The organism is Streptomyces sp. HUAS 15-9, from assembly GCF_025642155.1.
Classification (GTDB): domain Bacteria; phylum Actinomycetota; class Actinomycetes; order Streptomycetales; family Streptomycetaceae; genus Streptomyces.
Genome location: NZ_CP106798.1, coordinates 5,097,651 through 5,121,082, shown reverse-complemented (window position 1 = coordinate 5,121,082; position 23,432 = coordinate 5,097,651). Strand labels below are relative to the sequence as shown.

The 23,432-nt window shown below is 70.5% G+C and carries 23 protein-coding genes and 3 tRNA genes; 5 read left to right on the top strand and 21 right to left on the bottom strand.

Annotated features, from left to right (window positions below):
• Positions 1-92: 92 nt before the first annotated feature.
• From N8I87_RS23685 to N8I87_RS23655, 7 genes are all read right to left on the bottom strand, one after another.
• On the bottom strand, positions 93-1,568 hold the full coding sequence (locus N8I87_RS23685) for a DHA2 family efflux MFS transporter permease subunit (protein ID WP_263216615.1): 1,476 nt from the start codon (positions 1,566-1,568) through the stop codon (positions 93-95).
• A 125-nt stretch (positions 1,569-1,693) separates the two neighbouring features.
• Positions 1,694-2,266, bottom strand: coding sequence for a TetR/AcrR family transcriptional regulator (locus N8I87_RS23680; RefSeq protein ID WP_263211535.1), 573 nt, complete (start codon positions 2,264-2,266; stop codon positions 1,694-1,696).
• A 154-nt stretch (positions 2,267-2,420) separates the two neighbouring features.
• Positions 2,421-2,849: a MaoC family dehydratase gene (locus N8I87_RS23675; RefSeq protein WP_263211533.1), complete on the bottom strand. Its 429-nt coding sequence runs from the start codon at positions 2,847-2,849 to the stop codon at positions 2,421-2,423.
• A gap of 5 nt (positions 2,850-2,854) precedes the next feature.
• Positions 2,855-3,319 carry a MaoC family dehydratase N-terminal domain-containing protein gene (locus N8I87_RS23670; protein WP_263211531.1) on the bottom strand — a complete coding sequence of 155 codons (465 nt, stop codon included), beginning with the start codon at positions 3,317-3,319 and terminating at the stop codon, positions 2,855-2,857.
• 137 nt (positions 3,320-3,456) lie between these two features.
• On the bottom strand, positions 3,457-3,621 hold the full coding sequence (rpmG, locus tag N8I87_RS23665; protein ID WP_018385553.1) for a 50S ribosomal protein L33: 165 nt from the start codon (positions 3,619-3,621) through the stop codon (positions 3,457-3,459).
• An 89-nt stretch (positions 3,622-3,710) separates the two neighbouring features.
• Positions 3,711-3,783, bottom strand: a tRNA-Met gene (locus tag N8I87_RS23660).
• Between the two features lie 46 nt (positions 3,784-3,829).
• Positions 3,830-3,902: transfer RNA gene (locus N8I87_RS23655), tRNA-Thr, on the bottom strand.
• 259 nt (positions 3,903-4,161) lie between these two features.
• Between N8I87_RS23655 and N8I87_RS23650 the strand changes: the two genes are divergently transcribed.
• The 3 genes from N8I87_RS23650 (at position 4,162) to N8I87_RS23640 (ending at position 8,592) form a co-directional block, all read left to right on the top strand.
• On the top strand, positions 4,162-5,430 hold the full coding sequence (locus N8I87_RS23650) for an amidohydrolase family protein (RefSeq protein ID WP_263211527.1): 1,269 nt from the start codon (positions 4,162-4,164) through the stop codon (positions 5,428-5,430).
• Positions 5,431-5,627: 197 nt separating this feature from the next.
• A complete protein-coding gene (locus tag N8I87_RS23645; RefSeq protein ID WP_263211525.1) occupies positions 5,628-6,284 on the top strand; it encodes an NAD(P)H-binding protein in 657 nt (218 codons plus the stop codon).
• A gap of 196 nt (positions 6,285-6,480) precedes the next feature.
• On the top strand, positions 6,481-8,592 hold the full coding sequence (locus N8I87_RS23640; RefSeq protein ID WP_411577275.1) for a CDP-glycerol glycerophosphotransferase family protein: 2,112 nt from the start codon (positions 6,481-6,483) through the stop codon (positions 8,590-8,592).
• Between the two features lie 494 nt (positions 8,593-9,086).
• On the opposite strand, the gene N8I87_RS23635 is transcribed toward N8I87_RS23640, so the two are convergent.
• Positions 9,087-9,168: transfer RNA gene (locus N8I87_RS23635), tRNA-Tyr, on the bottom strand.
• Between the two features lie 237 nt (positions 9,169-9,405).
• Between N8I87_RS23635 and N8I87_RS23630 the strand changes: the two genes are divergently transcribed.
• The gene (locus tag N8I87_RS23630; protein WP_263211521.1) at positions 9,406-9,894 is read left to right on the top strand and encodes a YajQ family cyclic di-GMP-binding protein; all 489 of its coding nucleotides are present in this window, start codon (positions 9,406-9,408) and stop codon (positions 9,892-9,894) included.
• 83 nt (positions 9,895-9,977) lie between these two features.
• Here the strand turns inward: N8I87_RS23630 and N8I87_RS23625 are convergent, their stop codons facing one another.
• On the bottom strand, positions 9,978-10,244 hold the full coding sequence (locus N8I87_RS23625) for a GlsB/YeaQ/YmgE family stress response membrane protein (RefSeq protein WP_263211519.1): 267 nt from the start codon (positions 10,242-10,244) through the stop codon (positions 9,978-9,980).
• A 214-nt stretch (positions 10,245-10,458) separates the two neighbouring features.
• On the opposite strand from N8I87_RS23625, the gene N8I87_RS23620 reads away from it, so the two are divergent.
• Positions 10,459-11,709, top strand: coding sequence for an APC family permease (locus tag N8I87_RS23620; protein ID WP_263211517.1), 1,251 nt, complete (start codon positions 10,459-10,461; stop codon positions 11,707-11,709).
• A 91-nt stretch (positions 11,710-11,800) separates the two neighbouring features.
• Here the strand turns inward: N8I87_RS23620 and N8I87_RS23615 are convergent, their stop codons facing one another.
• From N8I87_RS23615 to N8I87_RS23560, 12 genes are all read right to left on the bottom strand, one after another.
• Positions 11,801-12,193 (bottom strand): YccF domain-containing protein, encoded by a 393-nt coding sequence (locus N8I87_RS23615; protein ID WP_263211515.1) that lies wholly within the window; start codon positions 12,191-12,193, stop codon positions 11,801-11,803.
• Positions 12,190-13,053, bottom strand: a complete 864-nt coding sequence (htpX, locus tag N8I87_RS23610; protein WP_263211513.1) for a zinc metalloprotease HtpX — start codon at positions 13,051-13,053, stop codon at positions 12,190-12,192. The genes N8I87_RS23615 and htpX overlap by 4 nt, the downstream gene beginning before the upstream one ends.
• Before the next feature lie 241 nt (positions 13,054-13,294).
• The gene (locus N8I87_RS23605; RefSeq protein ID WP_263211512.1) at positions 13,295-14,818 is read right to left on the bottom strand and encodes an NADH-quinone oxidoreductase subunit N; all 1,524 of its coding nucleotides are present in this window, start codon (positions 14,816-14,818) and stop codon (positions 13,295-13,297) included.
• A complete protein-coding gene (locus tag N8I87_RS23600; RefSeq protein ID WP_263211510.1) occupies positions 14,815-16,389 on the bottom strand; it encodes an NADH-quinone oxidoreductase subunit M in 1,575 nt (524 codons plus the stop codon). Before N8I87_RS23600 ends, N8I87_RS23605 begins: the two co-directional genes overlap by 4 nt.
• Before the next feature lie 6 nt (positions 16,390-16,395).
• Positions 16,396-18,390, bottom strand: a complete 1,995-nt coding sequence (locus N8I87_RS23595; RefSeq protein WP_263211508.1) for an NADH-quinone oxidoreductase subunit 5 family protein — start codon at positions 18,388-18,390, stop codon at positions 16,396-16,398.
• Complete coding sequence (gene nuoK / locus N8I87_RS23590; RefSeq protein ID WP_263211506.1) at positions 18,387-18,752, bottom strand: NADH-quinone oxidoreductase subunit NuoK; 366 nt, start codon at positions 18,750-18,752, stop codon at positions 18,387-18,389. Before nuoK ends, N8I87_RS23595 begins: the two co-directional genes overlap by 4 nt.
• Positions 18,752-19,366 (bottom strand): NADH-quinone oxidoreductase subunit J family protein, encoded by a 615-nt coding sequence (locus N8I87_RS23585; protein ID WP_263211504.1) that lies wholly within the window; start codon positions 19,364-19,366, stop codon positions 18,752-18,754. Before N8I87_RS23585 ends, nuoK begins: the two co-directional genes overlap by 1 nt.
• Positions 19,363-19,914 (bottom strand): NuoI/complex I 23 kDa subunit family protein, encoded by a 552-nt coding sequence (locus tag N8I87_RS23580; RefSeq protein ID WP_263211502.1) that lies wholly within the window; start codon positions 19,912-19,914, stop codon positions 19,363-19,365. Before N8I87_RS23580 ends, N8I87_RS23585 begins: the two co-directional genes overlap by 4 nt.
• Entirely contained in the window at positions 19,914-20,882 is a 969-nt protein-coding gene (locus N8I87_RS23575; RefSeq protein WP_263211500.1) for a complex I subunit 1/NuoH family protein, read from the bottom strand. Before N8I87_RS23575 ends, N8I87_RS23580 begins: the two co-directional genes overlap by 1 nt.
• Entirely contained in the window at positions 20,879-22,324 is a 1,446-nt protein-coding gene (locus N8I87_RS23570; RefSeq protein WP_263211498.1) for an NADH-quinone oxidoreductase subunit C, read from the bottom strand. Before N8I87_RS23570 ends, N8I87_RS23575 begins: the two co-directional genes overlap by 4 nt.
• Positions 22,321-22,950, bottom strand: a complete 630-nt coding sequence (locus tag N8I87_RS23565) for an NADH-quinone oxidoreductase subunit B (RefSeq protein WP_263211496.1) — start codon at positions 22,948-22,950, stop codon at positions 22,321-22,323. Before N8I87_RS23565 ends, N8I87_RS23570 begins: the two co-directional genes overlap by 4 nt.
• The gene (locus tag N8I87_RS23560) at positions 22,941-23,345 is read right to left on the bottom strand and encodes an NADH-quinone oxidoreductase subunit A (RefSeq protein ID WP_263211495.1); all 405 of its coding nucleotides are present in this window, start codon (positions 23,343-23,345) and stop codon (positions 22,941-22,943) included. The genes N8I87_RS23565 and N8I87_RS23560 overlap by 10 nt, the downstream gene beginning before the upstream one ends.
• Positions 23,346-23,432: the final 87 nt, after the last annotated feature.

Sequence of the window (23,432 nt, the reverse complement as noted above, 5' to 3'; positions counted from 1 at the left end):
GTATGCCTTCACTGCCTGCACGCGCGCGTGGGGCCCCGTTCCGGAGAACGGGGCCCCACGCGCGCGTGTCCGTCATCGGACCGCCGGAGGTGTCAGCCGGCGACGGGCTCCAGCACCGCCGCCTGCTCGTTCGTCACCTGCTCGTTCGTCACCGCGAGCCGGGCGGCGCGGCGCCGGGCCGGGATCGCCAGGGCGGCGAAGGCGGCCAGGGCGACCACTCCGGAGCCCGTGACCAGGGCGGGCCGCAGTCCGTCGACGAAGGACTGCGCGGACTCGTAGCCGCCCTGCGCCGAGAAGATCGAGGACATGACCGCGATGCCGAGCGCTCCGCCGACCTCGCGAAGCGCGTTGTTGGCGCCGGAGGCGATGCCCTGCTCCTGCGGGCGGACGCTGGACATCACCAGGTTGGCGGCCGGGGCGAAGTAGAGGGCCATGCCGATACCGCTGATGATCAGCGCGGGCAGCTGAGCGGCGTAGGAGGCGCCGGCCGTGTCCACGTAGGCCAGGTAGCCGAGCCCGACCGCCTGCAGGAACAGTCCGGTGGCGACGACCGGGCGGCCGCCGATGCGGTCGGAGAGGATGCCCGCGATGGGCGCGACGAGCATCGGCATACCGGTCCAGGGCAGCATCCGCAGGCCGGCCTGGGTGGGCGAGTAGCCGAGGACGCCCTGCATGTACTGGCTGAGCAGGAAGATCGAGCCGAACATGCCGAGGAACATCAGCAGGCTCGCGGCGTTGATGCCGGCGAAGGCGCGGGAGCGGAAGAGCCGCATGGGGAGCATGGGGTTCTTGGCGCGGGAGCCGTGGACCACGAAGGCCGCCAGCAGGGCGACGCCCGCGATCAGCCCGGTCAGCACGAGGGAGCTGGTCCAGCCGTCGGCGGGTCCGCGCACCAGGCCGTAGACGAGGCCGAAGAGACCGCCGCTGGCGAGCAGGGTGCCGGGGATGTCGAGCCGGGCGCCGGCGCCGTACGACTCGGCGAGACGGAGTCGGGCGAGCGGCAGCAGGGCCAGGCCGAGCGGGACGTTCAGCCAGAAGATCCAGTGCCAGGAGACGTGTTCGGTGAGGCTGCCGCCGATGAGGGGTCCGGAGGCGACCGCGAGGCCGTTGACGGCACCCCAGATGCCGTACGCCATGCCGCGCTTGGCGGCGGGCACGGCCGCGGTCAGCAGGGTCATGGTCAGCGGCATCATCACGGCGGCGCCGACGCCCTGGACCGCGCGGGCCATGATGAGGGAGTCGATGCCGGGTGCCATGGCCGCGGCGGCGGAGGCGCCGGTGAAGACGGTGAGCCCGGCGAGGAAGAGGCGGCGGCGGCCGAAGCGGTCGCCGAGCGCGGCGCCGAACATCAGCAGCACGGCGAAGGTGAGCGTGTAGGCGCTCACGGTCCATTCCAGGTCGTCCAGCGCTCCGCCGAGATCCTTGCGGATGGAGGGCAGGGCGGTGGTGACGACGAGGTTGTCGAGGGACGCCATGAATCCGGCGACGCTGGTGATGACGAGGGCCCAGACGACCTGCCCGCGGCGTGCGGTGGTCGGTTCGCTGTGCTGCTCGGTCTGCTGGTCCATCTGCTGTTCGGTCTGCTGTGACATCGCTCCCCCAGAGCGTGGTCCACGGTCAATGATTAGTTATCGATTACTAACTTTCACGCCCATGAAAAGACGACGGAACGCCTCTTCCCGGGCCTCTGCCACTACTGCTTCTCCAGCCGCCCCGTGATCCGGGCGGACGGATACATCCCCTGCCAGACCTGGTGCTGGGGTGGAAACCCCATGGCCGTGAGGGTGTTGATGAGCATCCCGTAGGCCAGGAAGTTCGTGGTCTCCCCCACGTCCGCCCCCAGGGGCAGATGCACGGTCTCCCAGAGCTTCATCCAGCCGGCCCGTACGGCCTCACCGAACTCGTGATCACCCTCGGCCTCGGCGGCCGCCACCGCGATGTACGTCTGCATCTGCATCTGGAGCCGCTCGGGATGCTCCTGGATCAGTCGTACGTACGCGTTGGCCATGGCGTGCAGGGCCTCCTCGCCGTCCAGCCCCTTCGCCGCCTCCTCGAAGACGCCGCACACGTCCTCCATGCAGCGCAGCGAGGCTGCGGCGAAGATCGCCTTCTTGCCCGGGAAGAGCCGGAAGAGGTACGGCTGCGAGACGCCCACGCGCTTGGCGATCACCTCGGTGGAGGTGCCGTAGTAGCCCCTCTGCGCGAACTCCGCGATCGCCGCGCGTACGACGCTCTCGCGCCTCTCTTCCGCACTCATCCTGACCATGAGAGAAAGTTAGTACTCAATCACTAACTAAGTCAAGGGGGTGTGGGGGCGTTGGTTCTTTGGGGGATCGCAGGCTCGCCCGCTGCCCGCTGCCCGCTCATGCGTAAGGGGCGCCCCACCGGAGAGGGCGCCCCTTGCTGCGTACGCGCTGCGTTCAGGCCAGGCGTACGACGGCCCGGGACATGCCCAGTACCTTCTTGCCGTCGCTCATGGCCGTCAGGTCCACCCGGACCGTGTTGTCGTCGAGCTTGGCCGCGACCTTGGCGGTGACCTCGATCACGGCGCCCTTGTCGTCGTCGGGGACGACGACCGGCTTGGTGAAACGGACGCCGTACTCGACGACCGAACCCGGGTCGCCCGCCCAGTCGGTCACCACGCGGATCGCCTCGGCCATGGTGAACATGCCGTGCGCGATGACGTCCGGCAGACCCACCTCCTTGGCGAACTTCTCGTTCCAGTGGATGGGGTTGAAGTCCCCGGAGGCCCCCGCGTACCGCACCAGCATGGCGCGGGTCACCGGAAAGCTCTGCGCCGGCAGCTCGGTGCCGACCTCGACCTCGTCGTATGCGATCTTCGCCGTCATCGGTCTCAGCCCTCCCCGCCCTCGGCGTCCGCCGCGCGCGAGACCAGCTTGGTCCACGCGGTCACCACGTGCTCGCCCGCCTCGTCGTGGACCTCGCCACGGACGTCCAGGATGTCGTTGCCGGCAAGGGACTTGATCGCCTCGATGGTCGAGGTGACCGAGAGCCGGTCACCGGCCCGCACCGGGCGGCTGTAGACGAACTTCTGGTCTCCGTGCACCACTCGGTCGTAGTCGAGACCGAGCTGCGGGTCCTCGACGACCTGTCCCGCCGCCTTGAAGGTGATGGCGAACACGAAGGTCGGCGGAGCGATCACATCGGGGTGGCCGAGCCCCTTGGCGGCCTCCGCATCCGTGTACGCGGGGTTGGTGTCCCCGACCGCCTCGGCGAACTCGCGGATCTTCTCCCGGCCCACCTCGTAGGGCTCGGTGGGCGGGTAGGTCCGCCCCACGAAGGACTGGTCGAGCGCCATGGCCCGGCACCTCCTGATGTCTGCTGTGGTTGACCTGCCCGGCCGCCGTGATCGGCCCGAACCGACCGGTAACCGGGGCCGGAACGACACGAGGCCGCCCCCCGAACTGCGGGGGCGGCCTCGTGTACGAGCCTGAATTATCGCGTCTCGCGGTGCGCGGTGTGCGCCTTGCAACGCGGGCAGTGCTTCTTCAGCTCAAGACGATCCGGGTTGTTACGCCGGTTCTTCTTGGTGATGTAGTTCCGCTCCTTGCACTCCACGCAGGCCAGCGTGATCTTCGGGCGGACGTCGGTGGCAGCCACGTGAGTGCTCCTTGACGAACGGATGGGTTATTTCAACGCAAGAAAGAGTAGCCGATCGAAGGACCGACCCCGCAATCGGCTACTGTCAGTAGCGGTGACCGGACTTGAACCGGTGACACAGCGATTATGAGCCGCTTGCTCTACCGACTGAGCTACACCGCTTTGATGTGATCAGATCCCGCCTCGCGACGGGAACCTCTCACACCAGAGCCCCAATACGGAATCGAACCGTAGACCTTCTCCTTACCATGGAGACGCTCTGCCGACTGAGCTATTGGGGCGAGCGATGAAGACATTACACGCTCGGCAGCCGTTCACCCAAATCCGTTTCGAGCACCTCTCCCTGCCCTCTTGCACCGGCTCCCCGGCAGCCCCGTGGGCACCTCCGGACCACGCCGGTACGACTATTGCGCTCCTCCCGGACCTGTGCTGCTCGTCACCCTAGGCTCGACTCACTCTGCGTGATCTTGCGTCCCCCGAGCACGGTCCCCGAGCCTTTGGGCCCCCGCGGCCCCTGGACCCCCGAGCCCTTGGAGCGCGATGCCCGACAGCCAGCCGCAGCCGCCCCATTCGTCGTCGAACTCGTCGGGTTCCCCGGGACGCTCCGACGGGGCCACCCTGCTGCTGTGCGGGGCGCGACTGACCGACGGCCGGACCGTGGACGTGCGGCTGGGCGGCGGGCGTATCGAGGCGGTCGGGACGGCGGGCAGTCTGGCGCCGGGCCCGGTCCGCGCCGCGGGCACCCGCGTGGACCTCACCGGCTATCTGCTCCTGCCCGCCCCGGCGGAAGCGCACGCCCACGCCGACACCGCACTGTCGGCCGACGCCCACGGACCGGTCTCGTACGACCCGGAGGACGTCCAGCGCCGGTGCACGGAAGCGGCACTGCTGCAACTGGGCCACGGGGCAACGGCGGTGCGGGCCCATGTGCGCGTGGGCAATGTGCAGGGGCTGGGCGCCCTGGCCGCCGTACTGCAGGCACGGCGTTCGCTGCGCGGGCTCGCGGAACTGACGGCGGTGGCGATGCCGCGGCTGCTGACCGGGGTGGCCGGTGCCGAGGGGCTCGCGATGCTGCGGGACGCGGTGAAGATGGGCGCAGCCGTGGTGGGCGGCTGCCCTGATCTGGACCCGGACCCCACGGGCTACGTCGAGACGGTCCTGGAGCTGGCCTCCGAGCACGGCTGCCCCGTCGACCTGCACACGGACGCCGCCGACCCCGCGCGTCTGGCCCGCCTGGCGGCGATGGCGGGCGGTCTGCGCCCCGGCGTGACCCTCGGCCCCTGCGCCGGTCTGGCCCGGCTGCCCGCGGAGGCGTCCTCCCGCGTCGCCGACCAGCTCGCGGCCGCGGGGGTCACGGTGGTGTGCCTGCCCCAGGGCGGCTGCGGGGGCGTCGACCGGCGGGATACGACTCCGGTACGGCTCCTGCGGGCGGCCGGGGTCCGGGTCGCCGCCGGGAGCGGGGCCCTGCGGGACGTCTCCAACCCCGTCGGCCGTGGCGATCCCCTGGAGGCGGCCTACCTCCTGTCCTCCCGTGACGGACTGCGCCCCGAGGACGCCTACGACGCGGTGAGCACCTCCGCACGCACGGCCCTCGGCCTCCCCGAGGTGCGCGTGGAGGCCGGCTTCCCCGCCGAACTCCTCGCCGTGCGGGGCCACCATCTGGCGGGCGCCCTGTCACTTGCGTACAGCCGGATCGTGGTGCACCGCGGCCGCGTGGTGGCCCGCACCAGCGCGGTACGGGAGTACTGCAACTCGGCGGTGACGACGGAACTGGGGCTGCCGCGGCAGGGGCGGGGGCAGGTCTCGTAAGGCCGGGCGCGGTGTGCAGGTCTCGTAAGGCCGGGGCGGTGTGCAGGTCTCGTACAGCCAGGGACGCTGAGCCGGTCCCGTACGGCCAGGAGCACGGGCAGGTCCCGTACAGCCGGCGGCGCGGAGCCGGTCCCGGTCGCCGCACCGGGGTCGGTCGGATCCGGCGGATGCGGCGCCGCGGGCGTACGGTCGGAAACATGCGCATTGTCATCGCTGGTGGTCATGGTCAGATCGCGCTGCGGCTGGAGCGGCTGCTCTCCGCGCGCGGGGACGAGGTCGCGGGGATCATCCGCAAGGCGGAGCAGGGCAACGACCTCCGGGAGACGGGCGCCGAACCGGTCCTGCTGGACCTGGAGTCGGTCTCGGTGGAGGAGGTCGCGGCGCATCTGCAGGGCGCGGACGCGGCGGTCTTCGCGGCGGGCGCCGGCCCGGGCAGCGGTGCGGCACGCAAGGAAACCGTGGACAAGGGCGCGGCGACGCTGTTCGCGGACGCGGCCGTACGCGCGCGTGTACGCCGTTTCGTGGTCGTCTCCTCGATGGGCGCGGATCCCGCGCACCAGGGCGACGACGTCTTCGACGCGTATCTGCGGGCCAAGGGCGAGGCCGACGCGTACGTGAGCCGTCTGGACGCCCTCGACTGGACGATCCTGCGCCCCGGTTCGCTGACGAACGACGCCGGCACGGGCCTCGTACGCCTGGAGGCGCACACCGGCCGCGGCATGATCCCGCGCGACGACGTGGCCGCCGTACTGGCGGAACTGATCGACACCTCGGCGACGGCCGGTCTGGTCCTGGAGCTGGTCGGCGGGTCGACCCCGGTGTCGGTGGCGGTGAAGTCGGTGGCCGGAAACTGAGGCACCGCGGCCCGGCCTGTGATGCAGCTCACCCCTGAAAAGGTCAAGGCTGTGGCCGCACAGGTAACCTCCAGCCACCTCGCAGGTAAATTCCAGCCAGCCAACAGGTAAAGTCCCACCACCTTCTTGAAGAGAGAACATCCATACGCATCGACTTCCGGCCAGCGGCCATCTGATCGCGCCGGTCAGCGAGTCCATGCTCGGGGATGTTGAGTTGCCTGGAGCCCGCGAAGTGTCAGCATCGCCCTTGCCCGCTCGGTTGCGCACCGCAGCGGCACGCCTCCTCCTGCCCACGGTGCTCGCCCTGTCGTGCGCCGTTCAGGCAGCAGGCGCCTTCCTCCCCAGCGTCCCCCTGCTCGCGGGCGCCACCGCCGTCGGACTGGCGGCGGACTTCGCGCTGCACCGCTGGCAGCGGAACCTGGCCGCCGCCCTCGGGAAGCTGCACGCGACCGTGTTCGTGCGCCAGGTCGTCCGGGACCTGCTGATGGTGGCCGGCCTGGTCGTCATCGAGGATCAGGACTACGAGAAGAAGTACCTGTCCCTCGTCTGCGGTCTGCTGGTCTTCTACGCCCTGCACTTCGCGTGCCAGGCGGTGGCGATCCTCGTACGCCGCACCCGCACCTTGCCGGTGGTGACCCGGAACATCGACGCCTCGCCGCTGCGGCTGAGCCCCGCTCCCCCGGCGCTGCTGATGCAGCGCTCCGGGCAGCGGCTCCTCCTGTTCAGCCTGCCCTCGACGGCCGGCCTGCTGACCGACGCGTCGGGCGGCTCGGCCTGGTGGGCCGCCGCGGGAATCGCCGTGTCCGCCGCCTGCGCGGCGGTGGCCCTCGGCATGCTGCTGCTGCGACTGCGGCCGGGACACAAGCCGGTGACGAGCGATCAGGCGCTGGAGTGGCTCGAGTCCTGGCTCGCGGAGTACCGGCCGACGGTGGGCATGTACTTCTCCGGCGGCACGAGTTCGGCCTACCAGGCGAACATGTGGCTGGAGCCGCTGGCCCGGCTGGAGGGCCGCCCGCTGATCGTGCTGCGTGAGCGCTTCATGGTGCGGAAGATCGCCTCCACCGACATCCCGATCGTGTGTCTGCCGAAGGTCGCCGACCTGATGAGGCTGGAGCACTCGACGCTGAAGACGCTGATCCACCCGTCGAACTCGGGCAAGACCTCGCAGGTGCTGCGGATCCCCACCATCAAGCACGCGTTCGTCAACCACGGCGAGAGCGACAAGCTGTCCAGCTGCAATCCGTACGCGAAGGCGTACGACGAGGTGTGGGTGGCCGGTCCCGCGGCGCGCGAACGGTACGCCCTGGCGAACGTGGGTGTCGACGACCGGGACGTCGTGGAGATCGGGCGCCCGCAGCTGGACGCGATCGCACCGTACGCCGGTGCGCCCACGGGCCCGTACACCACGGTTCTCTACGCCCCCACGTGGGAGGGCTGGGACGGCAACCCGGGCAACACCTCGGTGATCGAGGCCGGCGAGAACATCGTCCGCGCCCTCCTGGCCGATCCGGGGGTCCGGCTCCTGTACAAGCCGCACCCGCTGACCGGCTCGGTCGAACCTCGGGCGGCGGCCGCGAACACCCGGATCCAGGAGATGATCCGCGCCGCGAACGTCGTCCGTGCCGCGGAACACCCCGCCGAGCGACCCGCACCCGCCGCGGCCGCGGAACTGGTCCGCCGGACCGCCGAACTCGACCGACTGACCACGTCCGCGTTCCGCAAGAGTGCGGACGACACGGAGCGGATGCTGCTCCAGTCGGTCCCGGAGCCAGGCAGGGCCGCGGCCGTGGCCGCCGCGACCGCCTCCTGGGAGGCCGCGTACTGGGCCTCGTTCCCGGCGTGGGAGCACCTGATCATCACCGAGGCACGGCCGACCGTCTACGCCTGCTTCAACGTCGCCGACCTGCTGGTCAGCGATGTCTCCAGCGTCATATCCGACTATCTGGAGAGCGAGAAGCCCTACGCCGTCGCCAACACCAGCGGCCTGGCCGAGCAGGACTTCCGCGACACGTTCCCCACGGTCCGGGCAGGCGCCGTCCTCGCTCCGGACGCCTTGGGCATACCGGCCCTGCTGGAGTCCGTACGCCACCCCGAGCAGGACGCCTACGCCGAGGCCCGCACCGAGCTCAAGCTGCACCTGCTCGGCCCCTCCGACCCGCCGTCCGTCGTCCGGTTCAACGAGGCGGCCCGCGCGCTGAGCACGGAGGCCGAGGAACACCGGGCGGGCATGTCGGTGCGAACGCTCGCGGCGATCCCGACACAACGAGACGCCGGGTCACCGCTGGACAGCGAACCCCTCAAGGGCTGAGTCCCGGGGGCAGGTACGTCCGAGCCCGGCGTCAAAAGTGATGGATCGACGTCGGGTTGGCCGGCGTATCGCCGCCGGCAGAGAGCCCATCGCCGAGTTGGTCGACGCCCGGGCCGGGGCGGCCACATGTCATCAGCCGAAGTCGGCGAGCGGGAGACGAAGTTGTTCCGGGCCGTTACCGGCTTACGGCCTATATGATCTTCGTCATGCCGGTCTCTCCTTCTGACTCAGCTCCGCAGCCTGACTCAGCTCCGCAGCCTGACTCAGCTCCGCAGCAAGCAGCCGGATCGACACGGCACTCCGCGAGTGGAACGAGCCCGGGTGAGGGTGCCTCCCCGGGGACACCTGGGGGATACGCCCTGACCGAAGGCGGGATCCGGACGGAGCAAGGTGAGGCACGCCGTGCACAACCGGCATCGAACTCGAACAGAGGGCAGAAACGAAGAACCCCTCCGACCTGCCGCAATGGCTGGTCGGAGGGGTCTTCCCCAGTGTGGCGGCGCCAGGATTCGAACCTGGGAAGGCTGAGCCGGCAGATTTACAGTCTGCTCCCTTTGGCCGCTCGGGCACACCGCCGGGGTCTGCTGCCCCATCGCACCGCTTTTCGGCGGTGCTCCCTGGCAACGACGTAAACAATACCCGATGCACAGGGGTGCTCCGCCACTCGATTGATCGGCACTCTCGGGGCGTGGGATGGCTAGGCTGGTGCGGATGCGGACCGGCCCTGTGCCGGGCTCGGCGGCCACCCCCACGCACGCCGACACGCACCCGATCCGCACCCGATACGCACCCGGATACAAGGAGCCACAGGACATGGCCGACTCCAGTTTCGACATCGTCTCGAAGGTCGAGCGGCAGGAGGTCGACAACGCCCTCAACCAGGCCGCCAAGGAGGTCTCGCAGCGCTACGACTTCAAGGGTGTGGGCGCCTCGATCGCCTGGTCCGGCGAGAAGATCCTGATGCAGGCGAACTCCGAGGAGCGGGTCAAGGCGATCCTCGACGTCTTCCAGTCCAAGCTGATCAAGCGCGGCATCTCGCTGAAGGCACTGGACGCGGGCGAGCCCCAGCTCTCCGGCAAGGAGTACAAGATCTTCGCGTCGATCCAGGAGGGCATCTCCCAGGAGAACGCGAAGAAGGTGGCGAAGATCATCCGTGACGAGGGCCCCAAGGGCGTGAAGGCCCAGGTCCAGGGCGAGGAGCTGCGGGTCAGCTCCAAGAGCCGCGACGACCTGCAGGCCGTTATCGCCCTCCTGAAGGGCCAGGACTTCGACTTCGCACTGCAGTTCGTGAACTACCGGTAGTCCCCGGCGGCGAGCACGAGGAAGGGTGGGCACCAGGCGGTGCCCACCCTTCTCGCCTGCCGGCTGCGGCCCCAGGGATGCGCTCAGTTGCGCGAGTTGCCGAACAGGATGCGGTAGATGATCAGCAGGACCAGTGAGCCGCCGATCGCGGCGGCCCAGGTGGCACCGTCGTAGAAGTTCTTGGTGATCGGGTGGTCCAGCCAGCGGGCCGAAATCCAGCCCCCGATGAACGCGCCCGCGACGCCGATGAGCGTCGTACCGATGAAGCCGCCGGGATCACGGCCCGGCAGCAGGAATTTCGCGATGGCTCCGGCCAACAGTCCCAGGATGATCCAAGCGATGATGCTCATACCGTGAACCTGCCCTCTCGCGCTGTGTCCGCACTGTCCCGGCCCTGTGATCTGCGTCCGGGCCGGCAGTGCCGCACAGTCCGCGCCGTGCGGTCCGTTCGGTCCGTGCCGTGCGATGGTCCGGGGTGTCCGTCACGCGCGTGTTCGTGCCTTGTCGATGGCGAGGACGCCACCGGTACACCGGGCGGTTGCAGCGGTCAGTAGGGTGCAGCGCATGGCCGACACCGCATCCTCTCTGCGACGCACCCTGGGGGTGCGTGACGCCGTGGTCGTCGGGCTCGGCTCGATGATCGGGGCGGGCGTCTTCTCCGCCCTCGGGCCCGCGGCCCGCGCGGCCGGATCGGGGCTGCTCGTGGGGCTGGCCCTCGCGGCCGTGGTGGCCTACTGCAACGCCATGTCCTCGGCCCGGCTGGCCGCCCGGTATCCGGCGTCGGGCGGCACGTACGTGTACGGGCGGGAGCGGCTCGGGGACTTCTGGGGCTACCTCGCCGGCTGGGCCTTCGTCGTCGGGAAGACGGCCTCCTGCGCCGCCATGGCACTCACCGTGGGCGCGTACGTCTGGCCGGGGCAGGCGCATGCGGTGGCCGTCGCGGCGGTGGTGACGCTGACCGCGGTGAACTACGGCGGCATCCAGAAGTCGGCCTGGCTGACCCGGGTGATCGTGGCGGTGGTGCTGGCGGTCCTCGCCGCTGTCGTGGTGGTGTGCCTCGTCTCCGGGCAGTCCGACGGCGGGCGGCTGGACATCGGGTTCCCGACCGGTTTGGGCGGGGTCCTTCAGGCGGCGGGACTGCTGTTCTTCGCGTTCGCCGGGTACGCGCGGATCGCCACCCTCGGCGAGGAGGTACGGGATCCTGCACGCACCATTCCCCGCGCGATCCCGCTGGCCCTCGCCATCACGCTCGCGGTGTACGCGTGCGTGGCCGTCGCCGTCCTCTCCGTGCTGGGCGCCGACGGTCTCGGGCACGCGAGCGCCCCGCTGGCCGACGCGGTGCGGGCGGCCGGGGCCTCGGGGCTGGTGCCCGTGGTCCGGGTGGGAGCCGCGGTGGCCGCGCTGGGGTCGCTGCTCGCGCTGATCCTGGGCGTGTCCCGGACGACGCTGGCCATGGCCCGCGACCGTCATCTGCCCGCGGCCCTGGCCGCCGTGCATCCGCGCTTCCAGGTGCCGCACCGGGCCGAGTTGGCCGTGGGCGCGGTCGTCGCCGTGCTGGCCGCGACCGTGGACGTCCGGGGCGCCATCGGCTTCTCGTCGTTCGGCGTGCTGGCCTACTACGCGGTGGCCAACGCCGCTGCCTGGACGCTGAGCCCGGCTCCCCTGTCGCGCGCGATGCCGGCTCTGGGCCTGCTGGGGTGCGTGACCCTGGCGTTCGCGCTGCCGGCCGCCTCGGTCGTGGTCGGGGCGGCCGTACTGGCGGTGGGGGCGGGGGCCTTCGGCGTACGGCAGTGGGTGGCGGCCCGAGCCCGATAGGAGGACGGGAAGGGCAGGGAGACGGCTTCCCGGCGCACGCCTCTTAAGACCCCGGCGCGCGCCCGTTAAGACCCCTGTCCCCCGCGCGTGGTCAGCGCGTCGCGAACGGCTCGTCCGTCGGCACGATCTCGCGTCCCAGCGGGAGCAGCGATACGGGGATCAGCTTGAAGTTGGCGATACCGAACGGGATCCCGATGATCGTGATGCACAGCGCGATGCCCGTGACGATGTGAGTGAGGGCCAGCCACCAGCCGGCGAGGATCAGCCACAGGACGTTGCCGATGCAGGAGCCGGCTCCGGCGTCACGGCGCTCGACCGTCGTGTATCCGAAGGGCCACAGGGCGTAGACGCCGATACGGAAGGCCGCGATGCCGAACGGGATTCCGATGATCGTGATGCACAGCAGTACGCCCGCGAGCAGATACCCCAGGAACAGCCAGAACCCGCTCAGGACGAGCCAAATGACGTTCAGGATGGTCTTCACTGGTTGCGACCTGCCATCTTCTCTAGCCGAGCGATCCGGTCCGCCATCGGCGGGTGCGTCGAGAACATCTTGGTCAGTCCCTGGCCCGGGCGGAAGGGGTTCGCGATCATCATGTGGCTCGCGGTCTCGATCCGGGGCTCGGGGGGCAGCGGAAGCTGCTTGGTGCCGGCGTCCAGCTTGCGCAGGGCGCCGGCAAGGGCGAGCGGCTCGCCGGTGAGCTGGGCGCCCGAGGCGTCCGCCTCGTACTCCCTGGAGCGGCTGATGGCCAGCTGGATGAGGGAGGCCGCGAGCGGGCCCAGGATCATGATCAGCAGCAGGCCCAGCAGACCGGGGCCGTCGTCGTCGTCCGCGCGGCCGATCGGGATGAGCCAGGCGAAGTTGACCAGGAACATGATCACCGAGGCGAGGGCGCCCGCGACGGACGAGATGAGGATGTCGCGGTTGTAGACATGGCTGAGCTCGTGGCCGATGACGCCGCGGAGCTCGCGCTCGTCCAGGATGCGCAGGATGCCCTCGGTGCAGCACACGGCGGCGTTGCGCGGGTTGCGGCCCGTCGCGAAGGCGTTCGGCGCCTCCGTCGGGGAGATGTACAGGCGGGGCATGGGCTGCCGGGCCTGGTTGGAGAGGTCGCGGACGATGCGGTACAGGGCGGGGGCCTCGAACTCGCTCACCGGGCGGGCGCGCATCGCACGCAGCGCCAGCTTGTCGCTGTTCCAGTACGCGTACGCGTTGGTGCCAAGCGCGACCAGGACGGCGACGATCAGGCCAGTGCGGCCGAAGAAGCTGCCGATGACGATGATGAGTGCGGACAGTCCCCCGAGGAGTACTGCCGTCCTGAGCCCGTTGTGCCGGCGGTGCACGGTACGCCCTCCAAGTGGTGCAGCAGGGGAACCCTTTGTTTGCTGAGCTGCTTGCTGGTGTCCGAAGCCACCGGTGCCGTGGTGTCACGTCCAGTGGACCCTCCCGCACTGGTCAACGCCAGGCGGGGGCCACTAGTTCCCTTGTGCGTGCGTTGCCGTGCATGGGCCGTCCGGGTGACGGGGGTCGTGGCCTGCACGCGCGCGTGGGGAGCAGTGCTTGCCCACGCGCGCGTGGGGAGGCTCAGAACAGGCCGGTGGCCGCGAAGCGGAGCACCAGTTGGGGCGCTCCGGACAGGACGACGCCGAGGACGGCGGTGACGGTGATCGCGGCCGTGAGCGGAGCGGGGACGCGGTGCTCGGCGGGCTCGCCCTCGGGGGCGCGGAACAGCAGGGCCGTCCACTGAAGGTAGTAGAAGAGCGCGATCACCACGTTGACGGCCATGACGACGGCCAGCCAGCCCAGGCCGGCGTCGACGGCCGCCGAGAAGACGGTGACCTTGGCGAACAGGCCGATGATGCCCGGCGGCAGTCCGGCGAGGCACAGCAGGAAGAAGGCCAGGGTCAGCGCGGTGAGGGGGTTGGACGCGTACAGGCCCCGGTAGTCCGAGATGCGGTTGAGGTGCTTCGTACGGCCCACCAGGGCGGCCACCGCGAAGGCGCCGAGGTTCACCGCGCCGTACATGAGGGCGTAGGCGACGGTGGAGCCGATCGCCTTCTGGCCGTCCTTGACGTACGCGGCGGCGGCGATCGGCACCAGGAGGTAGCCGGCCTGGCCGACGGAGGACCAGGCGAGCAGCCGTACGGCGCTGTACGCGCGCGTGGCCTGCTGGCGCAGGGCGCCGACGTTGCCGACGGTCATGGTGAGGGCGGCGAGCAGGGCGAGTGCCGGTCCCCACACGTCGCCGTACGACGGGAGGGCGACGACGGTGACGAGGATCAGGCCGGAGAAGCCGACCGCCTTGCCGACGACCGACAGATAGGCGGCGACGGGGAGCGGGGCTCCCACATAGGTGTCGGGCACCCAGAAGTGGAAGGGGACGGCCGCGGTCTTGAAGGCGAATCCGACGAGGGTGAGGACGACCCCGGTCTGGGCGAGCGTGTGGAGCTGCCCGTCGACGTGCTGGATGCGGTCGGCGATCCGGGTCAGGTAGAGGGTGCCCGTGGAGGCGTACACGAAGCTGATGCCCATCAGGCTGACGGCGGTGGCGGTGACCGAGGACAGGAAGAACTTCAGGGCCGCTTCGGAGGACTTGCGGTCGCCGTGCCGGATGCCGACGAGGGCGAACGCGGGCAGGGAGGCGACTTCCAGGGCCACGATGAGCGTGGCGAGGTCACGGGAGGCGGGCAGCAGGGCGGCGCCCGCCGCCGAGGACAGCAGCAGGAACCAGAACTCCCCTTCGGGGATGTTCCTGCGGGCGTCCTTGAGCGCGGTGACCGACAGCAGGGCGGCGAGGAGGGCGCCGCCGAGGACGAGGAACTGGATGACGAGGGTGAAGCGGTCGGCCGTGTAGCTGCACGCGCGCGGGTCGCCGGTGAGGCAGAACGTGCTGCGGTCGCCGTCCAGGAGGGGCAGCAGCAGAAGCGCCGATACGGCGAGTCCCGCGACGGAGACCCAGCCGAGGACGGCCTTCCTGGCGTCGGGCACGAACAGGTCGGCCACGAGGACGGCGAGTCCGACGACCGCCGCGGCGGTGGGCGGGGCGATCGCGAGCCAGTCGACGGACTGGACCGCCGATGCTGCCAGCGGCTGGGCCAGGGCGCTCATCGGGTGCCTCCTGCGAGGAGCTGCTGCACGGCCGGATCGGTCAGGCCGAGGAGGACCTTCGGCCACAGTCCGGCGACGACGGTGAGGGCGACGAGCGGGGTCCAGGCCGCGAACTCGTACGTGTGTACGTCGGCGAGCTTCGGCATGTCCTGCTGTACGGCGCCCATGCAGACGCGGCGGACCACGATCAGCATGTACGCGGCGGTCAGCAGCGTGCCGAACACGGCGATGGACATGAACGTGAGGAACGCGGGCCGGCTGAGGACGGCAGCGGGGTTGAACGCGCCGAACATGGCCAGCATCTCGCCCCAGAATCCGGCCAGGCCCGGCAGGCCGAGCGAGGCGACCGCGGCGAAGGCCAGCAGACCGCCCAGGCGCGGGGCCTTGCCGTACAGCGCGGCGCCCGTCTCCTCGGAAAGGGCGTCGAGGTCGGTCGTGCCCGTGCGGTCCTTCAGCGCGCCGACCACGAAGAAGAGGAGGCCGGTGATGAGGCCGTGGGCGATGTTGGCGAACAGCGCGCCGTTCACGCCGGTCGGGGTCATGGTCGCGATGCCGAGCAGGACGAAGCCCATGTGGCCGACGGAGGAGTAGGCGATGAGCCGCTTGAGATCGCCCTTCGCGCCCTGCTTGGCGAGGGCCAGGCAGGCCAGGGACCCGTAGATGATCCCGACGACGGCGAAGGCGGCGAGGTAGGGCGCGAAGGTGCGGAAACCGTCCGGCGCGACCGGCAGCAGGATGCGGACGAACCCGTACGTGCCCATCTTCAGCAGCACCCCGGCCAGCAGCACCGAGCCGACCGTCGGGGCGGCGGTGTGCGCGTCCGGCAGCCAGCTGTGCAGCGGCCACATCGGGGTCTTGACCGCGAGCCCGATCCCGATCGTCAAAACGGCGATGACCTGCACGGATGTGGTCAGCGACCGGCCGTTGTCAGTGGCGAGTGCCACCATGTCGAATGTGCCCGCCTTGATTCCGATCAGGAGCAGGCCGAGCAGCATGACGACGGACCCGAGCAGTGTGAAGAGGATGAACTTCCAGGCGGCCCGGGTACGGCCCTCGCCGCCCCAGCGGGCGATGAGGAAGTACATCGGGATGAGCACCATCTCGAACGCGAGGAAGAACAGCAGCAGGTCGAGGACGGCGAAGGTGGCGAGGGTGCCGGACTCGAGGACGAGCAGCAGTGCGACGAAGGCCTTCGGGGTCGGCCCCGCGGGCATCTTGAAGTAGGAGTACAGCGCGCAGAGGAAGGTCAGCAGCGCGGTCAGGACCAGAAGGGGGAGGGAGATGCCGTCGATGCCGAGGTGGATCCGCACGTCGAGTGCGGGGATCCAGCTGATGTCGGTCGTGGCCTGCATCTTCGACGGGTGGTCGTGGTCGAAGCCGAGCGCGAGGGCGATCGCGGCGACGAGGATCGCGCCGGTGACGGTGACTCCGTGCCGGAGCACGGCCTGCTCTGGCGACTTCCCCTTCAGACCGGGCGGGGCGGGCAGGAGGGCGGCGACGGCGCCGAGGAGCGGGCCGACGACGACGAATGCCAGAAGGAACTGCATCACGGACTCGTTGATATCGATCACGGCTGCTCACACTCCCGTGGCGACGAGAAGGGCGGCGACCGCCAGGACGACGGTGCCGGCGAGCAGCGCGCTCACATAGGTCTGCACATTGCCGGTCTGGGCGCGCCGTACGGCGGCGCCGAGGAGGCGGGGTAGTTCGGCCGCGCCGCGCACGTAGGTCTCGACGACCTCGCGGTCGAGGAACTGGACGAGACTCGCTCCGGCCCGGACCGGGCGGACGAACAGTGCCGCGTACACGGTGTCCAGGTGGAAGCCGACGGCCGCGTGCCGGTACAGCGGGCCGAGCAGCAGCCGTCCGGGATCCGCCGGGTCGGGTGCGTGGGCCACGTCGCCGTAGGCGGGCCTGTGGCCGGCGATGGCCTCCGCCTCGACGAGCCCGGCGTCGCCCTCGGGACGGGCGGCGACGGCGCCCATCGGTACGCGGGCGGCGAGTGCGCTGGTGCGCTGCCAGGCGCCGTAGGTGACGAGGACGCCGACCAGGGCGAGGCCCGTGCCGAGGATCGTGGTGACCAGGGTCGGGTTCAGTTCGCGGCCGTCGAACCAGTCGGGCAGTACGCGGTAGGCGAGCCCGCCCATGGCGATCGACGGGACGGCGAGGACCCACAGTACGAGGGTCATCGTCAGGGGCTGCTTGCCGTGGTCCGGGGCCTCGGCTCCCCGTCCGCGGAAGGCGAGCAGCCACAGGCGGGTCGCGTAGGCGGCGGTGAGCAGGGCCGTGACCAGTCCGGCGACCAGGACGATCCAGCCCGCGCTGCCGGGGGCGTGCTCGGTGTGGCCGGTGGCGACGTGCTCGGCGGCGCCGAGGACGGACTCCTTGGAGAAGAAGCCGCTGAACGGCGGGATGGCGGCGAGCGCGAGGAGCGCCACGGTCATCGTCCAGAAGGCGTCGGGGACGCGGTCGCGCAGATGGCTCATGCGGTGCATGGCGGCCAGCGAGTTGGTGCCGGCGGCGTGGATGATCACGCCGGCCGCGAGGAACAGCAGCGCCTTGAAGGCGCCGTGGGACAGGAGGTGGAAGACGGCGGCGCCGCGGTCGCCGACGGCCAGGGCGCCGGTCATGTAGCCGAGCTGCCCGATGGTCGAGTAGGCGAGGACCCGTTTGATGTCGTCCTGGGCGAGTGCGGCCAGGCCCGAGCCGGCCATGGTGAGGGCGGCCATGACCGCGAGTACGACCATGGCGGCCGCGGAAGCCTGGAAGACCGGGAGGAGACGGGCGACGAAGTAGACACCGGCGGCGACCATCGTCGCGGCGTGGATCAGCGCGGAGACGGGGGTCGGACCGGCCATGGCGTCGGGGAGCCAGGTGTGTAGCGGGAACTGCGCCGACTTGCCCGCGACGCCCGCCAGGAGCAGCAGGGCGATCAGGGTCGGGTGGTCGAGTCCGCCGCTCGCGACGGTGCCGAGGACCTTGGTGATCTGGAACGAACCGGCGTCGGTGGCCAGCGCGAACAGGCCGATCAGGAAGGGGACGTCACCGAGTTTGGTGACCAGGAAGGCCTTGATGGAGGCGGCGCGGGCCTCCGGGGTCTCCCAGTAGTGGCCGACCAGGAAGTAGGAGCAGATGCCCATGACTTCCCAGCCGACCAGCAGCACGATCAGGTCGCCGGAGTAGACGACCAGGAACATCGCGGAGGTGAACAGGGAGACGAGGGCGGCGTAGGACGGGTAGCGCGGGTCGTCGCGCAGGTAGCCGGTCGAGTAGATCTGCACACAGGTGGCGACGACGCCGACCAGGATGGCGACGAGCGCGGCGAAGCCGTCGATGTACAGGGCCAGTTCGATCGGGATCGATCCGGTCGGCGTGAGCTCGGTGTGTGCGGTGATGGCCGTGCCGCCGCCCTGGCGCACGGCGACCAGCACGGCCAGCACCAGTGCGGTGAAGGTCGGCAGGACGGCGAGTGGGCGGACGAATCCGGGGGCGGTGCGGCCCAGCAGCAGGCCGGCGACGGCGCCGAGGAACGGCAGGAGGGGGACGAGGACGGCGAGGGTGGTCGTGGTCACGCGGTGGCCTCTGCCTTCTCGGCCGCGAGGGCGTCGCTGTCGGGGCCCTCGGCGGTGTCGCGGAGGCGGTCGATGTCGGAGGTGCCGCGGTTGCGGTAGACGGCGAGGACGATCGCCAGGCCGATGCCGATCTCGGCGGCGGCGATGGCGATGGTGAACAGGGTCAGGGCCTGGCCGGAGTGCAGGGTCTCCCGGGCGGCCTTGCTGAGCCAGACGTCGAAGGCGACCAGGTTGAGGTTGACGGCGTTGAGCATCAGCTCGACGGACATCAGGACCAGGATCGCGTTGCGGCGGGCGAGGACGCCGTACAGGCCGGTGCAGAAGAGGAGGGCGGAGAGCACGGCGGGATAGGCGAGGTGCATCAGCGGACACCTTCCTTGTCTGCCTGGCCGCTGCGGCTGCCGGGGACCTGTCCGCCGGCCGGGCCGGCCGCGTCCGCCTTCGCCTTGCGGGACAGGACGATCGCGCCGACCAGAGCGGCGAGGAGGAGGACGGAGAGCGCTTCGAAGGGGAGGACCCAGTTCTGGAAGAGGCTCTGGCCGGTGACCTTGGTCGAGCCGGCGGCGGCGCCGCTCAGGTCGATCCAGGTCGTGCGGAAGGCGTCGACGACCACCCAGACCAGAGCGGCCGCGGCGGCGACGGCCACGGTGAGGGCGGCCCAGCGGTTGCCGGAGTCGGCGTCCGGGGAGCGGCCGATGGGGGCCTTGGTGAGCATCAGACCGAACAGGAGGAGGACGACGATGGAACCGACGTAGATGAGGACCTGCACCCAGGCGATGAACTCGGCGGTGAGCAGCAGGTACTCGACGGCCAGGCCGCCGAGGGCGACGACGAGCCACAGGGCGGCGTGCACCAGCTGCCGGGTGGTGACGGTGACCAGGGCGGCGCCGAGGGTGGCCAGGCCGACGAGGAGGAAGGCGATCTCGACACCGTTCGGGGAGAGGAAGCCGTGGGGTGCGGCGGCGGCGAGGCTCACGCGTCCCCCTCCTGAGGCTCGGCCTGCGCGGCCGCGAGCTTCTCCGCGCTCTTGCGGGCGGCGGAGAGTTCCTTCGGTTCCTCCGCGGCGGGGTCGAGGGCGGGCGGGGCCGGGACGGTCCACATCCACTCGCGGAGCTTGTCGCGCTCGTGGGTGAGCTCACGTATGTCGGTCTCGGCGTACTCGAACTCGGGGGACCAGAACAGGGCGTCGAAAGGACAGACCTCGATGCAGATACCGCAGTACATGCACAGGGCGAAGTCGATGGCGAACCGGTCGAGGACGTTGCGGCTGCGCTCGCGGCCGCCGGGGGCCGCCGCCGGGACCGTCTCCTTGTGGGAGTCGATGTAGATGCACCAGTCGGGGCACTCGCGGGCGCAGAGCATGCAGACCGTGCAGTTCTCCTCGAACAGGCCGATGACGCCGCGGGTACGGGGCGGCAGTTCGGGCTGTATGTCCGGGTACTGCTGGGTGACCGTCTTCTTCGTCATCGTACGGAGGGTGACGGCCAGGCCTTTGGCCAGGCCGGAGCCAGGAATGGGGGCCACTAGGAGATCACCACCTTGACGATGCCGGTGAGGGCGATCTGGGCGAGGGAGAGGGGGACGAGGAGGGTCCAGGAGAGCTTCTGGAGCTGGTCCTCGCGCAGGCGGGGGTAGGTGACGCGGAGCCAGATGACGACGAAGGCGAGGACCGCGGTCTTCAGCAGGGTCCAGAGCCAGCCGAGGCCTTCGGCGCCCCAGGGGCCGTGCCAGCCGCCCAGGAAGAGGACGGTGGTCAGGCCGCACAGGACGATGATGCCCGCGTACTCGGCGAGGAGGAACAGGGCGAAGCGGAGACCGGTGTACTCGGTGTACGCGCCGAAGATGATCTCCGAGTCGGCGACGGGCATGTCGAACGGCGGCCGCTGGAGCTCCGCGAGGCCGGCCACGAAGAACACGATCGCGCCGGTGATCTGCCAGGGCAGCCACCACCAGTGGAAGGCGCTGACGATGCCGGGAAGCGAGACCGTGCCGGCCGCCATCGCCACCGAGGCGGCGGCGAGGAGCATCGGGAGTTCATAGGCGAGGAGCTGGGCGGCGGTGCGCAGGCCGCCGAGGAGGGAGAACTTGTTGGCGCTGGCCCAGCCGGCCATGAGCGAGCCGAGGACGCCGACGCCCATCACCGCGAGCACGAAGAAGACGCCCGCGTCGAGGACCTGGCCGACCGCGCCCTCGCTGGGGCCGATCGGGATGGCGAGCAGGACGAGCAGGTACGGCAGGAGGGCGACGGCCGGGGCGAGCTGGAAGATACGTCGGTCCGCGCCGGCCGGGACGACGTCCTCCTTCTGCGCGAACTTCACGCCGTCGGCGATGAGCTGGGCCCAGCCGTGGAAGCCGCCGGCGTACATCGGGCCGAGGCGGCCCTGCATGTGGGCCATCACCTTGTGCTCGGTCTGGCCGACGATCAGCGGGAAGGTGAGGAAGACGACGAAGACGGCCAGAAGTCGCAGGGTGACGTCGAGCGCGTCGTTCACTGCGGACCTCCGGTGCGATCGTCACGGTTCTGCTCTTCAGGGGCGGGACCGGCCGCGGGGGCCTGCTCCCCGGGGGTCGGCTCCTCCGGCTCGGGGGCCGGAGAGGACGACTCTTCTTGCGCGGGCAACTCTTCTTGCGAGGGCGCCTCGGTGGGCCGGCCTTCGGGCGCGGACGGCTCAGCCGCTGACGCCTCGGTGGGCCGGCCTTCGGGCGCGGACGGCTCAGCCGCTGACGCCTCGGTGGGCCGGCCTTCGGGCGCGGACGGCTCAGCCGCTGACGCCTCGGTGGCCGATTGCCCGGACGCGGGCGCCTCGGGTGCCGGCTCCTGGGGTGTGGCCGACTCGCGCCTCGGTTCACGCTCCGTCGTCGCCTTGGGTTCCGTCTCCGCCTTGGCCTCGGTTCCCACCTTCGGCTCCGGCTCCGGCACCGCCTCGTCGAAAGCCGGGCGGGCGTGGTGCCAGGGGGCGTCCGAGCTACGGGCGGCGCTGGGACGAGCGGACGGCCGGGTGGGAGCACCCGGTGCCGATGGTTCCGTCGGCTCCGGCTGCTCGGTCGGACCGGCCGGACTGGTCGGCTCCGTCGGCCCAGTCGGCGAAGGCTGCTGCTGTGCCGAAGTCGGCTCCTGTCCTCTCTGAGAGGCGGAACCCTCGCTCACGCTGCGGGCCCGGCGTGCTGGACGGGTCGGGGTGGCGGACTCGGTGGTCGGCGGAGCCGGGGGCGCGGCGGACTCGGCGGCCGTCGGTTCCGGTGTCGGGGTCTGGCTGGCCGAGCCCTGTGCCGCCGTGCGGGCACGTCGTACCGGCCGCTCCCCTGCCGCGCGGGCGGGGCGCTCGCCCGCGGTGGCGCGGGCCGGGCGGGCCGGGGCGGGAGGGAGCTGGCCCTTCAGGGGGCCCCACTCGTTGGGGTCGGGGACGCCCGGCGGCAGCATCTGGCGACGCTTGGGGCCGCCGTGGTCGGACTCGCCCGGTTCCTTCGCGCCGGGCCAGGCCTTGGCGACGCGCGACGCGAGGACGAAGTCCTTGCGGAGCGGGTGGCCCTCGAAGGTCTCCGGGAGGAGGAGGTGGTCCAGGCCGGGGTGGCCCTCGAAGTCGACACCGAACATTTCGTGCGTCTCGCGTTCGTGCCAGCGCGCGCCCGCGTAGACGCCGACGGCGGAGGCGAGGACCGGGGTCTCGTGCGGGACCGTCGTACGCAGCAGCAGACGGCGGACCGGGAACAGGGCGACGACGTGCGCCGAGACGCGGAAGCCCGTGCCCGGTTCGTCCACCGCGCTAAGCCAGTCGAAGTAGGTGCAGGACAGGGTCGTACGGGCCGTCTCCAGGGCCGTGAGCCAGGAGGACGGTGGGACGTCCACCGTCAGGACCTCGTACGACTCCTCGGCCGTGGCCTCCGTGCCGAAGAGGTCTTCGACGGGGGCGGGCAGCCAGCCGACGGTGGTCATCTCGCGTCCCCCTCGGCAACGGGCGCCTTCACCAGGGGGCTCTGCAGCGCCGCCGTCGAAGGACGTGGGGCACCGGTGGCGCCGTACCGCTCCTCCAGGGACTCCCTGGCGATCTTCTCCTGGAGCTTGAGGATTCCCTGGAGCAGCGCCTCGGGGCGCGGCGGGCAGCCGGGGACGTAGACGTCCACCGGGATGATCTGGTCGACGCCCTTGGTGACGGAGTAGGAGTCCCAGTAGGGGCCGCCGCAGTTGGAGCAGGCGCCGAAGGAGATCACGTACTTCGGTTCGGGCATCTGCTCGTAGAGGCGCTTGACCGCGGGGGCCATCTTGTCCGTGACCGTGCCGGAGACGATCATCAGGTCGGCCTGGCGCGGGCCCGGTGCGAAGGGGATCACGCCCAGCCGGATGAAGTCGTGGCGGGCCATCGACGCGGCGATGAACTCGATCGCGCAGCAGGCGAGGCCGAAGTTGAAGACCCAGAGCGAGTAGCGGCGGCCCCAGTTCAGGACCACTTTCATGGGCTCGGGAGCCAGGCGGGCGAGCGCGCCCAGCCGCTTCGGTTCGGGAAGCAGCACCGGCTCGGAGAGCGAAGGAGTCGCATCCGGCGTCGTGTTCGTCACGTCCATGCCAGGACTCCCTTCTTGTATGCGTACAGCAGACCCACGGCAAGGAAGCCGAGGAAGATGAACATCTCCACGAGCGTGGTCGCGCCGTAGCCGGGGGCGGCGAAGACCGTCGCCCACGGGAACAGGAAGATCGAGTCGACCGCGAAGATCACGTACAGGAAGGCGTACACGTAGTAGCGGACCTGGGTGTGTGCCCAGCCCTCACCTACAGGATCCACGCCACACTCGTATGTCAGAAGTTTTTCTGGTGTGGGGACCACCGGCCGCAGCAGGCGTCCCGCGCCGAAGGCGACTCCGACGAAGAGCACGCCCACAAGAGCAAGCAGTCCCACGACCGAATAGGACTGGAAGTACCCCGCCGCGACGGTGGTCGAGCCCCCCAACGTCTCCCGCAACGTCCGTCCCTCGCTCCCTGACCTGGTGACTTCGGTGAACTCATGATTCGAACGATCTGTACGCACGGGAGTCTAGGCCCTGATAAA